A 20,976-nucleotide genomic window follows, 5' to 3' on the forward strand; every position below is an offset into this window, starting at 1 on the left:
TGTCTCTGCCAGCGGAGGGTCAGCGAACAGCGAGCGGTGGGGTGCCTCTAGCCGACGCGGATGAGCTTCTTGTTCACGAACTCGTCGGCGCCCAGACGGCCCATCTCACGGCCGGTGCCCGAACGCTTCACGCCGCCGAAGGGCAGCTCGACGCCGTCGGCCAGCACGAGGTTGACGAAGACCATGCCCGCCTCGATGCGATCGGCGACCCGGGCCGCCTGGTCGGCATCCGTCGTGTAGACGTAGGAGCCCAGGCCGAACGGGGTGTCGTTGGCCAGCATCACGGCGGCGTCCTCCGACTCCACACGGTAGACGGATGCCACGGGGCCGAAGAACTCCTCGTGGTACGCGTCGGCCTCGGGGGAGATATCGGTGAGCACGACCGGCGCGAAGTAGTTGCCGTTGCGCTCGCCCGTGGCGTGCACGGTGACGCCCTGGGCTGCGGCGCGGTCGAGCTGGTCCTGCAGGCGGTCGGCCGCGGCCGAGGACGAGAGCGGGCCGAGCTTGCTCTCGTCCGAGGTCGGGTCGCTCGGCTGGGTGGCCGCGAAGCTGGCCGTGAGCTTCGACACGAAGTCCTCGTAGAGGTCGTCGATCACGATGAAGCGCTTGGCGGCGTTGCACGACTGGCCGGTGTTGTCGAGACGTGCGGCTGCGGCATCCTCCACCACCTTGTCGAGGTCGTCGGTGCTGAGCAGCACGAACGGGTCCGACCCGCCGAGCTCGAGCACGACCTTCTTGAGGTTGCGGCCGGCGATCTCGGCGACGGCGGCACCCGCGCGCTCGGAGCCCGTGAGCGAGACTCCCTGCACGCGGCGGTCGCCGATGACGGTCTCGATCTGCTCGTTCGTGGCGTAGATGTTGACGTAGGCGCCCTGGGGGAAGCCGGCGTCGGAGAAGATCTGCTCGATGGCCGCGGCGGACTCCGGGCACTGCGGAGCGTGTTTCAGCAGGATGGTGTTGCCGATGATGAGGTTGGGACCTGCGAAGCGGGCGACCTGGTAGTACGGGAAGTTCCACGGCATGATGCCGAGCAGGACACCGAGCGAGCTGCGACGGATGACGGCGCTGCCCTCACCGGCCAACAGCTTGACGGGCTCGTCGGCGAGCACGTCGGGGGAGATGTCGGCGTAGTAGCCGTAGATGTCCGCGGCGAAGTCGACCTCGCCGAGTGCCTGCTCGATGGGCTTGCCCATCTCGCGCACGATGATCTTCGCGAGCTCCTCGCGGCGCTCGGTGTGCAGCTCGCTCACACGGCGGATGAGCGCTGCGCGGTCGGCGGGGCTGGTGGAGCGCGCCCACCCGGAGTGTGCGGCATCCGCTGAGGCGATGGCGGCCGTCAGGGCCTCATCGGTGATCGTGGGGTAACTCTGGACGGTCTCCCCGGTTGCCGGATCGATCACTGCGTAGTCGGTCATGCCAGTCCCTTCGTGACGAGAACGTGCTGGGTGCGGATCCACGATGGCGCCGCGACACTGCCTGCACGAGGATCAGCCTAAATCACCGGCCGTCAGAAAACATCCGGTTTGCAATGATTCACCTCAGGCGATCGATCGCGAGCGGCGTTCCCGTGCAGACGAACTGTTCGGCCGCAGCGGTGACGAGTGATCCCGGCTGGGCGGCAGGATCCGTCGAGATGATGACGCGGCCCGCGGCGTTGACCAGCGCGAGCGGCTCGTCGATGAGCAGCAGCAGGGGCAGCAGCTCGCGTTCGAGGCGACGCACGGCGATGTCGGCTCCGACGACGCCCAGCATCCGCTCGCCCACGGTCACGGGCATGGTGAGCGTGAGGATGTAGTCGCAGGTGCAGAGGTGATCGACGTAGGGACCCGTGACGTGGGTCGCCTGCGTCTCGGCCGGAGTGGCGTACCACTCGAGGGCACGCACGTCGCGCAGGTACTCGGCATGGGACCGGGTGGTGAGGTCGAGGCGGGTGGGTTCGGTCGTGCTGCCGAAGAGCGGGCCGGCATCGAGGGGGCCGAGCCACCAGGCGAAGTGCACGTCGCGCCCGGCGACGACGCCGGGGGCCGCGATGAAGCCGGCCCCGACGAGCAGGGGGTTCTCGCTGACGAGTTCGGGCAGCACCCTCGATGAGACGAGGTCGTCGACGGATGCCGCTGTCGCCGGCGCCGCGGTGTCGGCGAGCGTGGCCACGATCTCCTCGCGCCAGCCGGCGAGCTGCTCGAAGACCTCGCCGAACAGCTCGCTGACGGCCGCGGCGCAGTGCTCAGGCGACGTCGTCGGCAGTGTCGCGGTCACGGCGCACCTCCTCGCGGTGCAGGCTGGTCTTGGCGGCGAGCAGGCCCTCGGCGAGGGTCTGCACCATGGCCGAGACGAGCTCGCGGGCGACGGCGGGAGCGTGGGCGCTCACGGCCGCGGCGATGGCCGTGCTCGTGCTCAGCACCGACACGCGGGTGTCGTCGTCGTCGAGGGCGAGCAGCAGGAGCGGGCCGAACTCGGCCTGCACCCGGATCTGCTCGCGCACGAGACGGGCCGACTGGCTGAGCACGGCGAGCTCGAGGAACAGCCCGCCGATGTCGAAGCGCGCCGGTGCGGCCGTGGCCACGTCGATGCCGGCGACCTGGGCCGAGAGGCGCTCGCCCTCGGCATCCGTCGCCCGCACCGCAGCACGTTCGGCGCAGCCGGCCAGGATGGTCGCGAAGTACACGGCCATGTCAGAGAGCTCGACCTGGGTCAGGGCGTGCAGGCGGGCATCGAGCAGTCCGCCGTGCAGGGCGTCGCCGGTGACGAAGCTGCCGCCCTCGCGGCCGCGGCGGGTCTCCACCAGGCCGGCGTCGCGCAGGATGCCTAGGCCCTCGCGCACGGTGATGAGGGCGACGCCGAAGCGGCGCGAGAGATCGGGCTCGCTGGGCAGGCGCTCACCCGGCGCGAGCACGCCGAGGATGATGGCGTCGGTCAGCCGCTGGGCCACCTGCTCCGAGCGGCCGGTGTCCGCCAGCTGCGCGAAGATCGCCTCGCGAGCGGCTGATCCGACCCGCGGGGCCTGCGCCTCCGCCCTCGCCTGTGAATCGCCCATGGCCATCACCCTAACCGAATGGAGGGCTGGCCCTCCGAAAATCATTCGGTCTAGGATGAATCGCATTCGGGACATGCGAAGGCGGATGGATGACCAGCGACGACGGGGAACGGCGAGGGCCGCTCTCCGGCGTGCGCGTCGCGGACTTCTCCCGGGTGCTCGCCGGGCCCTACGCCACGATGATGCTCGCCGACTTCGGCGCCGACGTCGTGAAGATCGAGTCGCCGGCCGGCGATGACACCCGGTCGTGGACTCCGCCGGTGGACGCATCCGGTGCCTCCACCTACTTCGCCAGCGTCAATCGCAACAAGCGCTCGGTGGTGCTGGACCTGTCGATGGATGCCGGCCTGGCGGAAGCGCGCCGGCTGGCGTTCTCGGCCGACGTCGTCGTCGAGAACTTCCGGCCCGGCGTGATGGATCGCTTCGGCCTCGACTTCGAGTCCGTTCGGGCCGCCAACCCCGGCGTCGTCTACTGCTCGATCACCGGCTTCGGCGACGGCGAGGGAGCGGCGCTGCCCGGGTACGACCTGCTCGTGCAGGCCGTCGGCGGGCTCATGAGCGTGACCGGTGCGCCCGACGGCGACCCGACCAAGGCCGGGGTCGCCCTCGTCGACGTGCTCACCGGGCTCAACGCGTTGTCGGGGATCCTGCTGGCACTGCGGTCTCGGGATGCCGCTGGTGGGCCGACGGTCCCAGGCACGTCGGCTCCCGGCTCCCTCGTGCAGGTCGACCTGCTCTCCAGCCTGCTCTCGGGTCTGGTCAACCAGGCGTCCAGCAGCCTCGCCACCGGTGTCGCGCCGCGGCGGATGGGCAACGCGCACCCGAGCATCGCCCCCTACGAATCGTTCCGCGCCGCAGACCGCGACCTCGTGATCGCCGTGGGCAACGACCGGCAGTTCGGCGCGTTGGCCGCGGTGCTGGGTGACCCGGCCCTAGAGGACCCCCGCTTCGCCACCAACCCCTTGCGGGTCGCGCACCGCGCCGAGCTGCGCGCCGTCATCGAGCAGGGCCTGGCAACGGCTCCGGCCTCCGACTGGGTGTCGCGCCTCAGTGCCGCAGGCGTCCCCGCCGGGCTCGTGAACGACGTCGGCGAAGCCATCGCCTTCGCCGAGTCGCTCGGACTCGCCCCCGTCGTCGAGGTCGATGGCAGCCGCTCCATCGCCAACCCCATCCGCCTCGCGAGCGACCCAGCCGCCTACGACTCCCGTCCGCCGCGGCTCGGGGAGCACGCCGGGGCCGACTGGCTCGCGGCATCCGTCAGCCCCGCATCCGTCAGCCCGGCATCCGATCCCGCATCCGTCACCGAATCGCCCCTCGCCTCCAGCACCGAAGGAACCGCATGAGCACAGACTCCGCTCTCATCGTCGACACAGTTTTCGACCTCGACGCCCTGCTCACGGAGGAGGAGCGCGGGTGGCAGCAGAAGGCGCGCGCCTTCGCGACCGAGCGCATCCTGCCGGTCATCGAGGACGACTTCGAGAACAAGCATTTCCGCCGCGAGCTCGTCGCGGAGCTGGGTGCGGCCGGGTTCCTCGGCATGCACCTGCAGGGCTACGGCTGCGCCGGAGCCGGTGCCGTCGCGTACGGTCTCGTGTGCCTCGAACTCGAGTCGGCCGACAGCGGCTGGCGCACCTTCGTGTCGGTGCAGGGGTCGCTGGCCATGTCGGCCATCTACAAGCACGGCAGCGAGGAGCAGAAGCAGCACTGGCTTCCGCGCATGGCGACGGGCGAGGCCATCGGATGCTTCGGGCTCACCGAGCCGAGCGGGGGCAGCGATCCGGCGGCCATGACCACGACCGCACGCCGCGACGGCGAGGAGTGGGTGCTCGACGGCGCCAAGCGCTGGATCGGCCTGGCGAGCATCGCCGACGTCGCCGTGATCTGGGCGAAGGCGACCGACAGCGACGGCTCGACGGCGGTGCGCGGCTTCGTCGTTCCCACCGACACCGACGGCTTCACGGCGACGCCCATCGACGGCAAGCTGTCGATGCGCGCCTCGATCCAGTGCGACGTGACTCTCGAGGGCGTGCGGCTTCCCGTCGATGCGGTGCTGCCCGGTGCCCGCGGCCTGTCGGGCCCGTTCTCCTGCCTGAACGAAGCGCGGTACGGCATCGTCTGGGGTGCCATGGGCGCCGCCCGCAGCTGCCTGGAGGCGGCGCTCGGACGCGCCCGCACTCGCGAGGTCTTCGGCGAGCCGATCGGGGCTCGGCAGCTCGTGCAGGGCAAGCTGGCCGACATGTTCGTCGAATACGAGAAGGGCGTCCTGCTGGCTCTGCACCTGGGCCGGCTCAAGGAGCGCGGCACCCTCACGCCGGCGCAGATCAGCGTCGGCAAGCTCAACAGCGTGCGCGAGGCGCTGCACATCGCGCACGAGGCGCGCTCGATCCTGGCCGGCGACGGCATCACCAGCGCCTTCCCGGTGATGCGGCACATGGCCAACCTCGAGTCCGTGCGCACCTACGAGGGCACCGACGAGATTCACCAGCTCGTGCTCGGTCGCGAACTCACGGGCATCGCCGCCTTCTCATCGGCGTCGGTAGCATGAGCGCCGTGATCCACGCCGACACCACGGGAGACGAGCTCGCCGCCATCGTCGCGGCGGCTGCGGCATCCGAGTTCTCCCTCACCGATCGTGCCAGCCGTGCACTCTGGCTGCACGCGCTCGCCGACGCCGTCGACGCCGACCGTGCCGAACTGCTGGCCATCGCCCGCATCGAGACGCACCTGTCGGAGGGGCGCCTCGACGGCGAGATCACGCGCACGGTGAACCAGCTGCGCTTCTTCGCCGGCGTCGCGATCGAGGGCAGCTATGTCGAGGCGACGATCGACTCGGCCGATGCCACGCTGCTGCCCCCACGTCCGTCGCTGCGGCGGATGCTCCGCCCCCTCGGCGTCGTCGCCGTCTTCGCGGCATCGAACTTCCCGTTCGCCTTCTCGGTGCTCGGAAACGACACGGCCTCGGCGTTCGCCGCGGGCTGCCCCGTGGTGGTCAAGGCTCATCCCGGGCATCCTGAGTTGTCGCGTCGGGTCGCCGCCCTGGCCGAGCGCGTCCTCGCCGACTCCGGTGCGCCGGCCGGATGCTTCGGGCTGGTCGAGGGCATCGATGCCGGCGTGGCTCTGGTGCAGCATCCGCTGGTCTCGGCCGTCGGCTTCACGGGATCGACGCGCGTCGGACGGGCGCTGTTCGACCTGGCGTGTGCCCGGCCCGCCCCGATCCCGTTCTACGGCGAGCTGGGCTCGATCAATCCCGTGGTCGTCACGCCGACGGCCGCGTCGACCCCCGACGGTGTCGCCGCCGTGGCGTCGGGCCTCGCGGCCTCGTTCACGCGCGACGGCGGGCAGTACTGCACCAAGCCCGGGCTGGTGTTCGTGCCCGTCGAGACCGGTTTCGAGTCCGTGCTGGCGGCAGCGCTCTCGGGTGTGCCCGGTCACCGCCTGCTGACGGACGGCATGGAGACGGCGTTCGCGCGCGGCTCGGAGGTGCTGCTCGAGCGCGACGACGTCGAGGTGGTCTTCGACGGTGGTTCGAGCGCGGATGCCGCCTCCCCGCTCGTCGTCGCCGTGAGCCTCGACGCCTTCGTGGCCGAGCCGGAGGCCTTCCTCGAGGAGCACTTCGGCCCGCTGACGGTGCTGGTGCGGTATCCGGATGCGGACCCCGCGGCGCTCGGGGCTGCGCTGCGCGTGCTCGACGGTTCGCTCACGGCCAGCATCCACCACGCTCCCGATGAAGACGTGCCGACTCTCGCCGCTGCGCTCTCGCGGATCGCCGGACGCGTGATCTTCAACGGCTGGCCGACCGGCGTCGCCATCGCGTGGGGGCAGCAGCACGGCGGTCCGTGGCCGGCGACGACGGCCTCGCTGCACTCATCCGTGGGAGCGTCGGCCATCCGGCGGTTCCTGCAGCCGATCGCCTACCAGGATGCTCCGGCATCCGTGCTTCCGGCGGAACTCGCCGACGGCAATCCGCTGGGCATCCCGCGCCGCGAGGACGGCGTGCTTGTCGTGCCTGCAGCAACCGCAGATCGCTGAGGCCCGGACGAAGTCCGCGGTCGAAGCGCACTGAGCGACGCTTCGGGCGGTCGCTGCGCTCGGCCCTCAGCGAGCGTAGGAACCGGGCTAGTTGACGCCCGGGATGACCAGCCAGTTCTGAACCAGCACGATCCAGACGACCAGCAGGATGATGGCGGCGACCGTGAGGCCGATTCCTGCGCGCTTGCGTCCACCGCGCAGCACGAGCTGCACGGTGAGCACGATGAGCGTCACGACGGCGAGCACGAGCGAACCGAACGGGATGCCCGGAAGGAACAGCGAGAGCAGGAACAGCGCTGCCACGACGATCTCGATGATCGCGAGGACGGCGGTGCCGCGTCCCCGAGCGCGCTGCACGCCGTCGATCAAGGCGATGACACCGCCGAGGAGGCCGATGAGCAGCAGGATGGAGAAGGTGACCATGGGTGGGGTGTCCTTGTCGTCAGAAAGCTCGACCCCCGGGTCGGGGGTCGAGCGTCCGTCAGCCTAGCGGTCGCTTCGCGCGGCCGACCTCCCGGGCGGAGACCCCTTGCGCGGCGGGTGAGGATCAGGCTACGTAGCGGTCAGCCACCTCGAGCGCCTCGTCGATGATCGCGAGGCCGCGCACCAGCTCCTCCTCCGTGATGACGAGTGGGGGAGCGACGTGCACGCGGTTGAAGTGCGTGAACGGCCAGAGGCCGGCGGCCTTGCACGCAGCGGCGAGCTCCGCCATCGGAGCGGCATCCGGGCCCGAGGCGTTGAAGGGAACCAGGGGTTCCCGCGTGGACGCATCACGAACGAGCTCGATCGCCCAGAACAGGCCGACCCCGCGTACCTCTCCGACCGACGGATGCCGCTCGGCCATCGCCCGCAGGGCCGGCTCGACGATGCGCGAGCCGAGGTCGCGCACGCGCTCCAGGATGGCGTCGCGCTCGAACACCTCGAAGGTGGCGACTCCGGCGGCGCACGCCAGGGGGTGGCCGGAGTAGGTGAGACCGCCGGCGAAGGCGACGTCGTCGAAGTGCGCGGCGATGCGGTCGGAGATGACGACTCCGCCGAGCGGCACGTAGCCCGAGTTCACGCCCTTGGCGAAGGTGATGAGGTCGGGGGTGACGCCGAAGTGGTTGACGGCGAACCACTCGCCGATGCGGCCGAAGCCCACCATGACCTCGTCGGCGATGTAGACGATGCCGTACTTGTCGCACAGGGCGCGCACGCCGGGCAGGTAGCCGGCGGGCGGCACAAGCACGCCGTTGGTGCCCACGATGGTCTCGATGATGACGGCGGCGACGGTGGCGGCTCCCTCCAGCACGATGAGATTCTCGAGGTGCTCCAGCGCGCGCTGCGCCTCCTCGGCCTCGGTCGTCGCGTGGAAGGGCGAGCGGTAGGCGTACGGGCCGAAGAAGTGCGCGACGGACCCGTCGCTCGGGTCGTTGGCCCAACGGCGCGGATCCCCGGTGAGTGAGATGGCCGCGGCCGTTCCCCCGTGGTAGCTGCGGTACATCGAGAGCACCTTGCGGCGGCCGGTGACGGCGCGCGCCATGCGCACGGCGTACTCGTTGGCGTCGGCACCGCCGTTCGTGAAGAACACCTTGTCGAGGTCGCCGGGAGCGACCTCGGCGATGCGGCGGGCGAGCTCGCCGCGCACATCGTTCGCCATGATCGGCTGGATGGTGGCGAGCCGGCCGGCCTGCTGCTGGATGGCGGCGACGAGGTCGGGGTGCTGGTGTCCGAGGTTCAGGTTCACCAGCTGCGAGGAGAAGTCGAGGTAGGCGTTGCCCTGGTAGTCCCAGAACGTGGAGCCCTCGCCCGCGGCGACGGGCATCGGGTCGATCTTCGCCTGCGCGCTCCAGGAGTGGAACACGTGGCCGCGGTCGTCGGCGCGCACCTGGGCGTCGGCTGCGGCATCCGGGAGCTGGTGGGTGGTGCCGCTGCGGTCGACGTAGGCGGCGGTGGCGCTGGGGGAGAGGGTGTCGGTCATGGCTGGCTCTCTTCTTCGGTCTGCGGTCTCGCGAGTTGCCCACTTCCGCCAGTGCTGGCGCTCGCCCACTAGCGGAAGTGGGCAACTCGGGGAGCGGGTGGGTCAGTGGTTGCTCGGGAAGCCGAGGTCGACCTGCGACTCCGACGGGTCGGGCCAGCGCGTGGTCACGACCTTGGTGCGCGTGTAGAAGTGCACGGACTCGGGGCCGTAGATGTGCGAGTCGCCGAACAGAGAGTCCTTCCAGCCGCCGAACGAATACGCGCCGACGGGCACCGGGATCGGCACGTTGACGCCGACCATGCCGACCTCGACCTCGAACTCGAACTGGCGGGCCGTGCCGCCGTCGCGGGTGAAGATCGCGACGCCGTTGCCGAAGCGGTTGGCGTTGATGAGGGCGACAGCGGCCTCGTAGGAGTCGACGCGCACGACCGAGAGCACCGGGCCGAAGATCTCGTCCTGGTAGGCCTTCATCTCGGTGGTGACGTGGTCGAGCAGGCTCACGCCCACGAAGAAGCCGTCGTTGTCGAATTGCTTCTCGGTGCCGTCGACGATGACGGATGCGCCCTCGGCGGCGGCGCCCGTGACGTAGGAGGCGACCTTGTCGCGGTGCTCACGGGTGATGAGCGGACCCATCTCGCTGGCGCTGTCGGTTCCGTCGCCGATGACGAGCGTTCCCATGCGCGAGCGCACGGCCTCGACGAGGTCGTCAGCGACGTCGCCCACGGCGACCAGCACCGAGACGGCCATGCAGCGCTCGCCTGCCGAACCGTAGGCGGCGGAGACGGCGGCATCGGCCGCGGCGTCGATGTCGGCATCCGGCATCACGACCATGTGGTTCTTGGCGCCGCCGAGGGCCTGCACGCGCTTGCCGTTGTCGCTGGCGCGACGGTAGATCGACTGGGCGATGGGGGTGGACCCGACGAAGGAGACGGCGGCGACGTCGGGGCTGTCGAGGATGGTGTCGACGGCGAGCTTGTCGCCGTTGACGACGTTGAGCACGCCGTCGGGAAGGCCGGCCTCCTGGAACAGCTTCGCCAGGAAGAGCGACGCCGACGGGTCCTTCTCGCTGGGCTTCAGCACGACGGTGTTGCCGCAGGCGATGGCGCTGGCGACCATCCAGAGCGGCACCATGACGGGGAAGTTGAAGGGCGTGATGGCGCCGACGACTCCGACGGGCTGCTTCACGGAGTGCACGTCGACGCCCCGGGAGACCTGTTCGCTGCGCTCGCCCTTCAGCAGGTGCACGAGACCGGAGGCGAACTCCACGTTCTCGAGGCCGCGCGAGATCTCGCCGGCGGCGTCGGAGAGGACCTTGCCGTGCTCGCTTGTGACGATGGCGGCGAGCTCGGGGGTGCGCTCGCGCAGCAGGTGGCGCAGCCGGAAGAACACGTCGGCGCGCTTGATCAGGCTGGTGGCCCGCCAGGCCGGCAGCGCTGCCTTGGCTGCGGCGATGGCCTGCTCGACGTCGGCGACGGATGCGTAGACCACGTCATGCTGTCTCGTGCCCGTGGCCGGGTTGAACACCGGACCCGTGCGCTCGGGCTCGCCGGTCTCGACGCCGTTGATGAAGTGCTGGACGAGTGCCATGGCGGACTCGCTTTCTGGATCCGTCGAACGGTCTGCCCGACACCGGCTTATGCTGGATTTCCCCATGATCACAGAGCACCGAGGATGATATCCATGCCAGAACGTCGCAGTTCGCCGACGGATGCTACAGATCGTCCGGGCGGCTTCGGGGCCTCGCTTCCCACCGTGCTCGACATCGTGCGGCTGCCCGTTCTGCAGGCTGGTGATCCCGAGATCGTCGCGGGAACGGGGGCCCTCGACCGCGCCGTGCGGTGGGTGCACGTGAGCGACAACCTCGACGCGGCCGACCTGCTCGACGGCGGGGAGCTGCTGCTCTCGACGGGGGCGGGCTGGTCCGACGACGCAGCCGAGCTGACCGCCTTCGTCGAGCGGCTCGGACGGGTCGGGGTCGCCGGCCTCGTGCTCGAGCTCGGCGGTCGCCTCGACGCCGTGCCGACGGCTCTCGTCGAGGCCTGCGACGAGGCCGGGCTGCCGCTCATCGTGCTGCGGCGCATCGTGAAGTTCGTCGCGGTGACCGAGGCCGTGCACAGTCGCATCATCCTGGAGCAGGCCGATGCGCTGCGTGAGCGCGACCGTCTGCACGAGCTGTTCATCGGGTTGAGCCTGCGCGGCAGCACGGCCGAGTACATCGTCGAGCAGCTCGCGAGGGTGCTGCGCGCCCCCGTCGTGCTCGAGGACCTCAACCACAGGGTCGTCGCGGCCGAGATGCTCGACGCCGGAGACGAGGCCCTCGCCGACTGGGAGTCGACGTCGCGCACGCTGCACCGCGACGGGAGCAGGCAGCCTGGGGCGACGAATGCCGCCGGCTGGGACACCGTCGCCGTCGAGGCCCGCGGCATCCGATGGGGCTCCCTCATCGCACTGCCGGGCGAGCCGCACACGGCCGGTCGGTCGCAGGTGATGGAGCAGGCAGCCGTCGCCCTGGCCATCGGCCGGCTCGCCGAGGGCGACGCCGACGAGTGGACGAGGCTCGGCAACGAGCAGCTTCTGGCCGACCTGCTGGGCGCGCGCTACAGCTCGGATGCCGGGATCGCGGCTCGCTTCGAGGCCGCAGGGCTGCCCGTGCGGGGCCGTGCCCTGGTCGGAATCGCCGTGCACCCCGGCGAGGGGAACGGCGGCACCCACGGCCCGGTCGACGTGCTCGCCGCCGCCGGTCTGCTCGGCGGACCCGTCATCGCCGCTCCCCGCGCCGAGGGGGGCGGCCAGGTGCTGGCGCTGTCGGTTCCACCCGAGGCCCGACTGACGGATGCCGTCTTCGACGAGTTCGCGCGACGCCTGGCGCGCGGCGGTTCCGGCCTCGTCATCGCGGTCGGTGCCGTGGCGCGGGACCTCAGCGGGCTCATCGCCTCCATCGAGGAGGCCCAGGAGTTGCTGCGCTCGCCCCGGGAGGAGCGAGCACGCGGGGTGACCGTGCTGCGGGCCGAGAACCGTCCGCTGCTGCGGCTGGTCGCGGCCTTCGCCGGCGACCCGCGGTTGCAGGCGCACAGCGAGCAGATGCTGCGGCCGCTCATCGAGTACGACCTCGAGGTGGACGGCGACCTGCTCGCGGTGCTGCTGGCCTACGTGTCGCATCCGGGCAACCGCACGAAGGCCGCTGCCGCCAGCCACCTGTCGCGCTCGGTCTTCTACCAGCGCATCGCCCTCATCGAGGACCTGCTCGACGTCGACCTCGACGACGGCGAGACCGTGAGCGCGTTGCACGCTGCGCTGCTGGCGCGGCGGTGATGGGACTCCGCTGATCGAGTAGTGCCCGACGAAGTCGGACACGTATCGAGATCGCACTTCGGCGCGCAATTCGCAGCACCCGCGGACGAGTGATCTCGATACGGCTGCTCGCTGCGCTCGCGGCCTACTCGATCGACGGTGGGGTGACGTACACCTTCCGGATGCGATCGGCCACACGCCAGATCGTGCGCTGGCCGGCCCGCAGCCGCCCGATGTCGCCGACGGCGTAGACCACCCGGTCGCCCGACTCGAGGAACTCCACCTCGGCCGACCCGGCGATGACCACGAACACCTCGTCGGCCTCGGTGTCGCTCATCGCGCCGGCGGTCATCTCCCACACGCCGATGTCGGCACCGTCACCGTCACCGACCGGCTCCAGCTCGATGTAACCGGTCTGCGGGGTTCCGTCCACGACCTGCTCGGCAGCCACGGGCTCCAGCGGCAGCGAGAGTGCGAGCGCCGCGGTCTTCAGGGTCGAGTCGATCATGGTCTATCCCGCCGCCAACGTCTTCGCGATGTCTTCGGCGCTCTGGTCGCCTCGTCGCAGCACGTAGGCGACGACGCCGAGAGCCAGCAGGGTGAGCAGGAACATCACCGTCGACACCGCCGCGATCTCGGGCCGCAGGCCCACCCGCAGCGACGCGAAGATGTACACCGGCCACGGCGTCGATCCCGGCACCTGCACGAAGCTCGACACGATGGTGTTGTCGAGGCTCAGGGTGAACGACATCAGCGCGCCGGCCCAGATCGCGGGGCTCGCGACGGGCAGCGTGATCTGGGTGAAGCGGCGCCACGGTGTCGCGTAGAGATCGGCCGCCGCCTCCTCGAGGGAGGCGTCGAGTCCGGCCATCCGTGCCCTGATGATGAAGGTCACGACGGCGACGGACAGCACGGCATGGGCGATCACGAGCCGCACGAGGCCGTTGTTGAACAGGCCGATGCCGGCGTCGGTTCCGAGGCTCACGAACCAGGGCAGCATCGAGACGGCGTCGACGATCTCGGGGGTGAACAGCGTGACGCCGAGGATCACCGTGGCCACCAGGACGGAGAGCGAGCTCGCGCGCGACCGGGCCAGCGCGATGCCGCCCAGGGTCCCGAGCAGAGTGGACAGGAGCGCGGCGCCGGCGGCGGCGGAGATCGACGTGATCACCGAGCCGACGATCACGGGGTTCGCCAATGCCGACGTGTAGGCGGTGAAGCCGAAGCCCTGCCACGACGCCAGCAGGCGGCCGGTGTTGAACGAGTAGGCGAACATCACGATGATCGGCAGGAACAGGAACGCGAACACCACGACGCCCCAGATCGCGAGCCCCACGCGCACGGGGTCGACACGACGGCGCCGTCGGGGAACGGATGTGGCACTGCGCACCCGCGCCGGATCCACCGCGGCCACTGCCGCTGTCGCCGTGTTCGCACTCATGAGGCACCTCCCGGAAGTTCGACGTCGAGATCGACGCGACGCGCTCGGCGCACGAACGCTCGCACGATGAGGGCGATTCCGCCGAAGATCGCGACCGCGCCGGCGATGAAGAGCATGAGCAGCACGGCCATGGCCGACCCGAGCGCCCAGTTCTGCGCGGTGTTGAACTGGCTGGCCACGAGCTGGCCGATCATGTTGCCCTGCGCTCCGCCCAGCACCGACGCCGTGATGTAGTCGCCCATCAGAGGGATGAAGACGAGCAGGCATCCGGATGCGATCCCGGGGGCCGCGAGTGGAAGGGTCACGTTCCAGAGCGTCCGCCAGCGGTTCGCCCCGAGGTCGGCGCTGGCCTCGCGGAGCGCGGGGCCGGCGCGGTCGATGGCGACGTAGAGCGGCAGGATCATGAGCGGCAGGTAGTTGTAGACCACGCCGAGCTGCACGGCTCCGGCCGTGTAGAGCACATCGAGCCTGCCGTCGATGATGCCGAGGTTCTGCAGGGCGTCGGAGACGAATCCGCGCGGCGAGAGGATGATCTGCCAGCCGAGGGTGCGCACCAGGAAGTTCGTCCAGAACGGCACCAGCACCAGTGCGAGGGCGAGGGGGCGCCACTTCGGGTTGAGCTTCACGGCCAGCCAGTAGGCGAACGGGACCGAGATGGCGAGGCAGATCAGGGTGCCGACGACCCCGATGCGCAGGGTGTTCCAGAACGTGCCGATGAAGGTGGCGTCGAGGGCCTCGACGTAGCGGTCGAGGCTCAGCACGTCGTTCGCGTGGGCGTTGAACAGGTCGGGCTTGTAGCCGAAGGAGTACCAGAGCACGAGGCCGAGCGGCACCACGAAGAAGAACACCACGTAGGCCCAGGTGGGGAAGCCGAGCGCCTCGTAGCCGGTGATGCCGCGGCGACGCCGGGCGCGGGGCGTGCTGCGGGGGGCTGTCGTGGGAGGAGCGGCATCCGTCGTCATCACGAACCTGCCTTCGCCATCATGCGGTTGAGGGTCTTCACGAGCTGACCGGCAGCGTCGTTGAGTTCGGCCGGGGTGAGTCGTTCGATCACGTCGGCCGCGGGGAAGACCAGCTCGGGGAAGTCGAACTCGTTCTCCTTCGCCAGTTCGTCGATGCCCTTCACTCCCGTGCTGTAGCCGATGTAGTCCACCTCGCGGTAGGAGACCTCGGGCTCGAGCATGTAGTCGATGAACGCGTAGGCGGCGTCCATGTTCTGCGCGCCCTTGGCGATGGCCCAGGTGTCCATCCACAGGTTGGCCGTCGGCGTCGGGTAGACGAATCGCCAGCTGTCGGGATCGTCGCTGGCGAGCAGCCCCTGCCTCGCGTCGCCGTTGAACGCCTGCATGAGGGTGAAGGTCTCCTCGGGGATGCCGCTCGTGACGGCCGTGGAGTTGAAGGCCTTCACGTGCGGGGCGAGGGTGTTCACGAGGTACTCGTCTGCGGCGGCCAGGTCGGCCTTATTCGTGGTGTTCGGGTCGATGCCGTTGGCCGCGAAGTAGATGCTGGCGACCTCCCACGGGTCTTCGAGCAGCGAGACGTCTCCGCTGGCCGTGCCGGTGGCTGCCTCGAGGAAGTCGGCCCACGAGGTGAGCTCACCGGGGATGGCGCGGGTGTCGTAGGCGAAGCCCGTCGTTCCCCAGTCCTTGCAGACGGAGTAGGTGTTCCCCGGGTCCCAGCTCTGGTCGAGGTAGAGCGGATCGACGTTGCCGAGGTTCTTCAACCTGCTGTGGTCGAGCTTCTCGATCAGGCCGTTCTCGGACATGATCGGGATGTAGCTGCCCGTCGGGACGATCACGTCGTAGCCGCTGGTGCCGCGGGTCGCTCCGAGCTTGGCGATGAGCTCCTCGTTCGAGCCGAAGCTGTCGAACTGCACGCTCGTCCCGGTCTTCTGGAAGGCGGCGATGTTCGCCGGGTCGTCGTAGTCGCCCCAGCTGTAGACGTTGAGGTGGTTCTCCATCACGCCGTCCGGCAGCTTCGACGGGGCGAAGCCCGTGCTCTTCGAGCAGGCGGCGAGCACGCTGGTCGCCCCCACCACGATGAAGCCCGAGAGCAGTGCCCTGCGGCTGATCTGGGCGGATGCCGCACGCGGAACGAGCGCGCGGATGTCGGGGCGATCCGCCATCTCAGGCCGCCTCGAACACGCGCAGCTCGCTGGCGTCCCACGAGCACCAGACCGTGTCTCCGGTGCCGAGCGGCTCGGCCCGGTCCGGAGTCGCGCGGGCGATCAGCTCGAGTCCGGAGCTCGTCACGACGACGTACTGGATGGCATCGCCGAGGAAGGAGATACCGGCCAGGGTGCCCTCGAGGCCGCCACCGGCCGGACGCTGCGCCGACACGTGCACGGCCTCGGCGCGGATCGCCGCCCGCACCTCACTGCCCTCGCGGGCGCCGCTCGGAAGGCTCGAGACCGCGAAGGTGCCGTCTGCCGCGACCAGCGCATCCGTTCCCGACACCGACGCGTCGATGAAGTTCTGCTTGCCGATGAAGCCCGCGACGAACTCGTTGGCCGGCTTCAGGTAGACGTCCTCCGTGCTGCCGATCTGCTGCACACTTCCGCTCTGCATGACCACGACGCGGTCGCTCATCGAGAGCGCCTCCTGCTGGTCGTGGGTGACGAAGATGAAGGTGATGCCGAGCTCCTTCTGCAGCAGCTTCAGCTCGATCTGCATCTCCTCGCGGAGCTTGCGGTCGAGGGCGCTCATCGGCTCGTCGAGCAGCAGCACCTTGGGGCGGTTGACGAGGGCGCGGGCGAGGGCGACGCGCTGCTGCTGACCGCCGGAGAGAGTCGAGGGCTTGCGGTCGGCGAAGCTCACCATCTGGGCGAGCCCCAGCGAGTCGTGCACGCGCTGCGCGATCTCGGACTTAGGCACGCGCTTCTGGCGCAGTCCGTAGGCCACGTTCTCGGCCACGGTCATGTGGGGGAACAGGGCGTACGACTGGAACACCGTGTTCACCGGGCGCTTGTGCGGGGGCAGGTCGACGACGGACTGACCGCCCACGACGATGTCTCCGGCATCCGGATGCTCGAAGCCCGCGATCATGCGGAGCAGCGTCGTCTTGCCGCACCCCGACGGGCCGAGGAGCGAGATGAACTCGCCGGATCGCACCTCGAGGTCGATGGAGTCGACGGCCGTGGCCGAGCCGAAGATCTTGGTGATTCCGCGGAGGCTCACCGAACCCGTGGCGTCGGCGGCGTCGGCGATGACGGCGGTGGCAGGGGATGGAGAGCTCACGGCTGGTCCTCTCGTCGGGGTGGGGCTGGGGTGGGGCTGAGGCTGGGCTGCGACGTCAGGAGTCGAACCCGAGGCCGACGGCGTCGAGGGTCTTGAGGATGAGGTTGCGCTCGCCGCGGTTGTGGTCGGCGCGGTCGAGCGACCAGCGGGTGGCCTGGATGCCGATGGAGGCCAGGGGCTCGGGCGGGAACGGCAGCGGACGCGACTTCACCATCTCGAGCTCGGTGATCTCGGTCTTGCGCCCGGCGAGCAGGTCGAGCATGACCTTCGCGCCGAAGTGGGTGGCGGCGACGCCGAGCCCGGTGTAGCCGATGGCGTAGGCGATGCGGCCGCCGCGGGCAGCGCCGAAGAAGGCGCAGAACCGGCTGCAGGTGTCGATGGCGCCGGCCCACTGGTGGCTGAACCTCAACCCCTCGAGCTGCGGGAAGGTGGTGAAGAAGTGCTCACCGAGGGTGCGGAAGGTCTCGGGTCGGTTCTCGTATTCCGCACGGATGCGGCCGCCGTAGTGGTAGACCGCGTCGTAGCCGCCGAACAGGATGCGGTTGTCGCGGCTGAGCCTGTAGTAGTGGAACTGGTTCGACGAGTCGCCGAGGCCCTGCCGGTTCGCCCAGCCGATGGCGTCGAGCTGGTCGCTGCTGAGCGGCTCGGTCATGAGCGCGTAGTCGTAGACGGGAACCGTCTGCAGGGCGTTGCGCTTGAGCAGGCTCGGGAAGACGTTGGTCGCGAGGGCCGTGCGCACAGCGCGCACAGTGCCGGTCGCCGTGCGCACGTCTGTTCCCTGGGCCACGCTGAGGCCGGCGGTGTCGAGGCCGAGCACTCGAGAGTTCTCGAAGATCTCGACTCCGGCGGCTGCGGCGGCCTGGGCCAGGCCGAAGGCGAGCTTCGCCGGGTGCACCAGAGCCGAGGTGCGGGTGTGCCAGACGCCGGCGAGATAGGTGGGGGAGTTGACCTGAGCCCGAACAGCGGTCTCGTCGAGGAACAGGGCGTGCTCGCCAGCGCTCTCGCGCATCCACTCGACCTGGTGCGGCTCCACCGCGAGGTCGATGGCGCCGTTCCGCTCGAACTCGGCGTCGACACCGAGCTCGGCCAGCGTGGCCTCGATCTCGTCGAGGTTCGCCAGTCCGAGTTCCTGCAGCCTGTCGAACTCCTGGGGGAAGCGGCTGAGGCCGTTCTCGTCCCCATGGGTGAGGCTGGCCTCGCAGAAGCCGCCGTTGCGCCCGGACGCCGCCCAGCCGATGGTCTTCGCCTCGAGCAGCACGACACGGGCCTGCGGCTGCTCGCGCTTGGCGAGCAGTGCGGTCCAGAGCCCCGTGTAGCCGCCGCCCACGACCACCAGGTCGGCGCCGAGGTCGCCCGTCAGCCGGGGGTAGGTGGGCGTCGCCTCGGCCAGGTCGTCGAGCCAGAACGACGCCTGCCTGGTTCCGCTCAGGGCATGGCTGACGACGGATGCCGCTGGCCGGGCTCGTTCGAAGACTGTGGTGTGCACTATCGATCACGCTCTCTGCAGGAAGGGGCCGGACGGGACCTGCTGGTCTCCGTCGACCGTTCCTGACATTCTGCCAACCCGAGTCGGGCCGACCCTCTCGAAAACGTTCGGGATCGTGGCGGTTCCGGTCAGATCGTCCGGGGAGCGTGTCGCTCCAGGAACTCGTAGACCTCGGTCTGGTCGACGCCCGGGAAGGTGCCTGTCGGCAGTGCGGCGAGCAGGCTCGTCGGGGTGCGCGCGGCCGGCCACGACTGGTCGGCCCAACGGTCGGCGAGGCCCGTGGGAGCTCGACGACAACACGATTCGTCCGGGCAGTGGCTCACGGCGCGATGGGGAGTCTCGCGGCCGCGGAACCACTTCACGTGGTCGAAGGGCACGCCGACGCTCACCGAGTACTCGCCCTCCTTGGCCTTCTCGATGCGCGAGGTGCACCAGAACGTTCCGGTGCTGGTGTCGGTGTACTGGTACCAGGGGCTGAACCGGTCCTCGACGTCGAACACCGTGCGCGCCGTCCAGTTGCGGCAGACCGTCGTGCCCTCCACGGCACCGAGAGCGTCGCTCGGGAAGCGCACCGAGTCGTTCTCGTAGGCCTTGATGATGGTGCCCGACTCGTGCACCTTCATGAAGTGCACGGGGATGCCGAGTCGCGCCGTCGCGAGATTGGTGAAGCGGTGGGCCGCCGTCTCGTAGGACACCGCGAAGGCGTCGCGCAGGTCCTCCATCGAGATGCGGCGCAGGTTCTTGGCCTCGGTGAGCACTTTCACGGCGTCGCGCTCCGGCAGCAGGATCGCGGCCGTCAGGTAGTTCGTCTCCACGCGCTGCCGCAGAAAATCGGCGTAGTTTCGCGGTTCGTCGTGACCGCACAGGTGGGTGGCGAAGGCCTGCAGGATGGGGGAGCGCGAGTCGCGCGATGCCGACTGCTCGGTGGGGAGGTAGATGCGGCCGTTGCGCTTGTCCGTCACCGAGCGGGTGGAGTGCGGCAGGTCGCCGACGTAGTGCAGCGAGTAGCCCAGGTGACTGGCCATGTCGGCGACGACCTGCTGCGACACGGGTCCGCCGTTGTGCCCGACGGCCGTCAGCAGCTCAGTCGCCAGGGTCTCCAGTTCGGAGAAGTAGTTGTCGCGGGCGCGCATGGTGGCGCGCAGCTCGACGTTGGCGCGGCGGGCCTCCTCGGGCGTGGCGGCGCGCTCCCGGTGGAGGCGCGAGATCTCGTTGTGCAGGGAGAGGATCGCCTGCAGGGTCTCGTCGCTCTGGCCCTTGCTGACGCGGATGCGCGGGATTCCGAGCGCCTCGAACACGGGGCCGCGCTGGGCGCGTTCGACCGCGATCTCGAGGGCGTCGCGCGGGTCTGGGGCGGCATCCGTGCGCAGCAGATCATCGACGGTCGTGCCGAGGGCCAGCGCGATGGAGCGCAGCATCGAGAGGCGGGGCTCGCGCTTGCCGTTCTCGATCATCGACACCTGCGACGGCGCCCTGTCGACGGCCGCGGCCAGTTGCTCCAGCGTCAGCTCGCGAGCCACGCGGCGGGCCCGGATGCGGCGTCCGAGGGTGAGCGCGTCGACGCCCACCTCGTCGTCGAGGGTCTCGGAAGCGAGCTCATCCGCGCTGATCATGGACTGATGGTGTCACGGGCCTGCGGATGCGGCAACCAGAAGAATCGCGCTTCTTCTGTCGATCTCGCCGAAGCCCGGACGACGTCCGCGACTGACGCACGTCCCTCGCGTTCGCGAGAACAGGCCGGATCGCAGCATCCGCCCGAGAGCAGGCCCGTCTGGCCTGCTTAAGACGATCGGGCCTGTTGCGGCGCAGAGCGAAGCGAGCCGGCAGCGGTCAGCGCGCCAGCAGCTCCTCCACCGTCGCCACCGTCGCGTAGCTGCCCGAGAGCGCCGCCATGAACGCGCCGTGCACCTGCGCCGCCGGCACGACGGCGCCGTCGAACTCGAGGTCGGGCGCAGCGCACGCGTCGTGGGCGACGGTCACGGTGAAGTCCAGGTCGCTGGCGGCGCGCACCGTCGCGTCGACGCACATGCTGCTCATCATCCCGACCACGACCAGGTCATCCGGATCGACGGCGCACAGCCGCTCCAGCAGGTCGGTGTCGAGGAACGAGTTCGGCGACGCCTTCTGCACCACGGGCTCGTCGCCGACGGGCGCGACCAGCTGGTGGATCTCGACCCCAGCGGTGCCGGGGCGCATGAAGGTGGCATCCAGTGCATCCCAGACGTGCTGCACGTGGATGACGGGGTCGCCGGCCTCGCGGAACGCCGCCAGCAGCTCGGCCGCACGCGTGGCTGCGGCCTCCGGCTCGACCAGGGGGAACGCCCCTCCCGGGAAGTAGTCGTTCTGGATGTCGATGATGAGCAGCAGACGAGACACGGTGAGCCCTTTCGAAACGGATGCGGCCCCCATCCTGACACTCTGACCGACGGCGGGCCGACAACCCGTCGGTATGCGCTGGCCGCCGACGCCTCGACCTGCCTACGCTCGCTGGGAGCGCCC

General features: G+C 69.9%; 18 protein-coding genes. 4 read left to right on the forward strand and 14 right to left on the reverse strand.

Annotated features, from left to right (window positions below; translation table 11 throughout):
- Nucleotides 1-47: 47 nt before the first annotated feature.
- The 3 genes from E4M00_RS11240 to E4M00_RS11250 form a co-directional block, all read right to left on the reverse strand.
- The gene (locus tag E4M00_RS11240; protein ID WP_135120627.1) at nucleotides 48-1,415 is read right to left on the reverse strand and encodes an NAD-dependent succinate-semialdehyde dehydrogenase; all 1,368 of its coding nucleotides are present in this window, start codon (nucleotides 1,413-1,415) and stop codon (nucleotides 48-50) included.
- Between the two features lie 118 nt (nucleotides 1,416-1,533).
- A complete protein-coding gene (locus E4M00_RS11245) occupies nucleotides 1,534-2,256 on the reverse strand; it encodes a cache domain-containing protein (RefSeq protein WP_135120628.1) in 723 nt (240 codons plus the stop codon).
- On the reverse strand, nucleotides 2,225-3,034 hold the full coding sequence (locus tag E4M00_RS11250) for a FadR/GntR family transcriptional regulator (protein ID WP_135120629.1): 810 nt from the start codon (nucleotides 3,032-3,034) through the stop codon (nucleotides 2,225-2,227). Before E4M00_RS11250 ends, E4M00_RS11245 begins: the two co-directional genes overlap by 32 nt.
- Before the next feature lie 89 nt (nucleotides 3,035-3,123).
- Between E4M00_RS11250 and E4M00_RS11255 the strand changes: the two genes are divergently transcribed.
- The 3 genes from E4M00_RS11255 to E4M00_RS11265 are packed head-to-tail and all read left to right on the forward strand — an operon-like array spanning nucleotide 3,124 to nucleotide 7,063.
- Entirely contained in the window at nucleotides 3,124-4,377 is a 1,254-nt protein-coding gene (locus E4M00_RS11255) for a CaiB/BaiF CoA transferase family protein (protein WP_135120630.1), read from the forward strand.
- A complete protein-coding gene (locus E4M00_RS11260; RefSeq protein ID WP_135120631.1) occupies nucleotides 4,374-5,579 on the forward strand; it encodes an acyl-CoA dehydrogenase family protein in 1,206 nt (401 codons plus the stop codon). Before E4M00_RS11255 ends, E4M00_RS11260 begins: the two co-directional genes overlap by 4 nt.
- Nucleotides 5,576-7,063, forward strand: a complete 1,488-nt coding sequence (locus E4M00_RS11265; protein WP_135120632.1) for an aldehyde dehydrogenase (NADP(+)) — start codon at nucleotides 5,576-5,578, stop codon at nucleotides 7,061-7,063. Before E4M00_RS11260 ends, E4M00_RS11265 begins: the two co-directional genes overlap by 4 nt.
- 87 nt (nucleotides 7,064-7,150) lie before the next feature.
- Here E4M00_RS11265 and E4M00_RS11270 read toward each other — a convergent pair whose 3' ends face one another.
- The 3 genes from E4M00_RS11270 to E4M00_RS11280 all read right to left on the reverse strand — a co-directional run bounded on the left by E4M00_RS11270 (nucleotide 7,151) and on the right by E4M00_RS11280 (nucleotide 10,610).
- On the reverse strand, nucleotides 7,151-7,486 hold the full coding sequence (locus E4M00_RS11270) for a hypothetical protein (RefSeq protein ID WP_135120633.1): 336 nt from the start codon (nucleotides 7,484-7,486) through the stop codon (nucleotides 7,151-7,153).
- Nucleotides 7,487-7,610: 124 nt separating this feature from the next.
- Nucleotides 7,611-9,023, reverse strand: a complete 1,413-nt coding sequence (locus E4M00_RS11275) for an aspartate aminotransferase family protein (RefSeq protein WP_135120634.1) — start codon at nucleotides 9,021-9,023, stop codon at nucleotides 7,611-7,613.
- A 102-nt stretch (nucleotides 9,024-9,125) separates the two neighbouring features.
- A complete protein-coding gene (locus tag E4M00_RS11280; RefSeq protein ID WP_135120635.1) occupies nucleotides 9,126-10,610 on the reverse strand; it encodes a CoA-acylating methylmalonate-semialdehyde dehydrogenase in 1,485 nt (494 codons plus the stop codon).
- Nucleotides 10,611-10,703: 93 nt separating this feature from the next.
- On the opposite strand from E4M00_RS11280, the gene E4M00_RS11285 reads away from it, so the two are divergent.
- Complete coding sequence (locus tag E4M00_RS11285; protein WP_135120636.1) at nucleotides 10,704-12,335, forward strand: PucR family transcriptional regulator; 1,632 nt, start codon at nucleotides 10,704-10,706, stop codon at nucleotides 12,333-12,335.
- 124 nt (nucleotides 12,336-12,459) lie between these two features.
- Here E4M00_RS11285 and E4M00_RS11290 read toward each other — a convergent pair whose 3' ends face one another.
- The 8 genes from E4M00_RS11290 to E4M00_RS11325 all read right to left on the reverse strand — a co-directional run bounded on the left by E4M00_RS11290 (nucleotide 12,460) and on the right by E4M00_RS11325 (nucleotide 20,853).
- A complete protein-coding gene (locus E4M00_RS11290; protein WP_135120637.1) occupies nucleotides 12,460-12,822 on the reverse strand; it encodes a cupin domain-containing protein in 363 nt (120 codons plus the stop codon).
- 3 nt (nucleotides 12,823-12,825) lie between these two features.
- Nucleotides 12,826-13,755 (reverse strand): ABC transporter permease, encoded by a 930-nt coding sequence (locus E4M00_RS11295; protein WP_135120638.1) that lies wholly within the window; start codon nucleotides 13,753-13,755, stop codon nucleotides 12,826-12,828.
- Entirely contained in the window at nucleotides 13,752-14,717 is a 966-nt protein-coding gene (locus E4M00_RS11300; protein WP_135120639.1) for an ABC transporter permease, read from the reverse strand. Before E4M00_RS11300 ends, E4M00_RS11295 begins: the two co-directional genes overlap by 4 nt.
- Entirely contained in the window at nucleotides 14,717-15,880 is a 1,164-nt protein-coding gene (locus E4M00_RS11305; RefSeq protein WP_135120640.1) for a polyamine ABC transporter substrate-binding protein, read from the reverse strand. Before E4M00_RS11305 ends, E4M00_RS11300 begins: the two co-directional genes overlap by 1 nt.
- Nucleotide 15,881: 1 nt before the next feature.
- Nucleotides 15,882-16,991 carry an ABC transporter ATP-binding protein gene (locus tag E4M00_RS11310; RefSeq protein WP_135120641.1) on the reverse strand — a complete coding sequence of 370 codons (1,110 nt, stop codon included), beginning with the start codon at nucleotides 16,989-16,991 and terminating at the stop codon, nucleotides 15,882-15,884.
- A gap of 55 nt (nucleotides 16,992-17,046) precedes the next feature.
- A complete protein-coding gene (locus E4M00_RS11315; RefSeq protein ID WP_135120642.1) occupies nucleotides 17,047-18,477 on the reverse strand; it encodes an NAD(P)/FAD-dependent oxidoreductase in 1,431 nt (476 codons plus the stop codon).
- Between the two features lie 128 nt (nucleotides 18,478-18,605).
- On the reverse strand, nucleotides 18,606-20,090 hold the full coding sequence (locus E4M00_RS11320; protein ID WP_135120643.1) for a helix-turn-helix transcriptional regulator: 1,485 nt from the start codon (nucleotides 20,088-20,090) through the stop codon (nucleotides 18,606-18,608).
- A 217-nt stretch (nucleotides 20,091-20,307) separates the two neighbouring features.
- Entirely contained in the window at nucleotides 20,308-20,853 is a 546-nt protein-coding gene (locus tag E4M00_RS11325; RefSeq protein WP_204772999.1) for a cysteine hydrolase family protein, read from the reverse strand.
- Nucleotides 20,854-20,976: the final 123 nt, after the last annotated feature.

Source organism: Orlajensenia leifsoniae (assembly GCF_004570845.1).
Classification (GTDB): domain Bacteria; phylum Actinomycetota; class Actinomycetes; order Actinomycetales; family Microbacteriaceae; genus Orlajensenia; species Orlajensenia leifsoniae.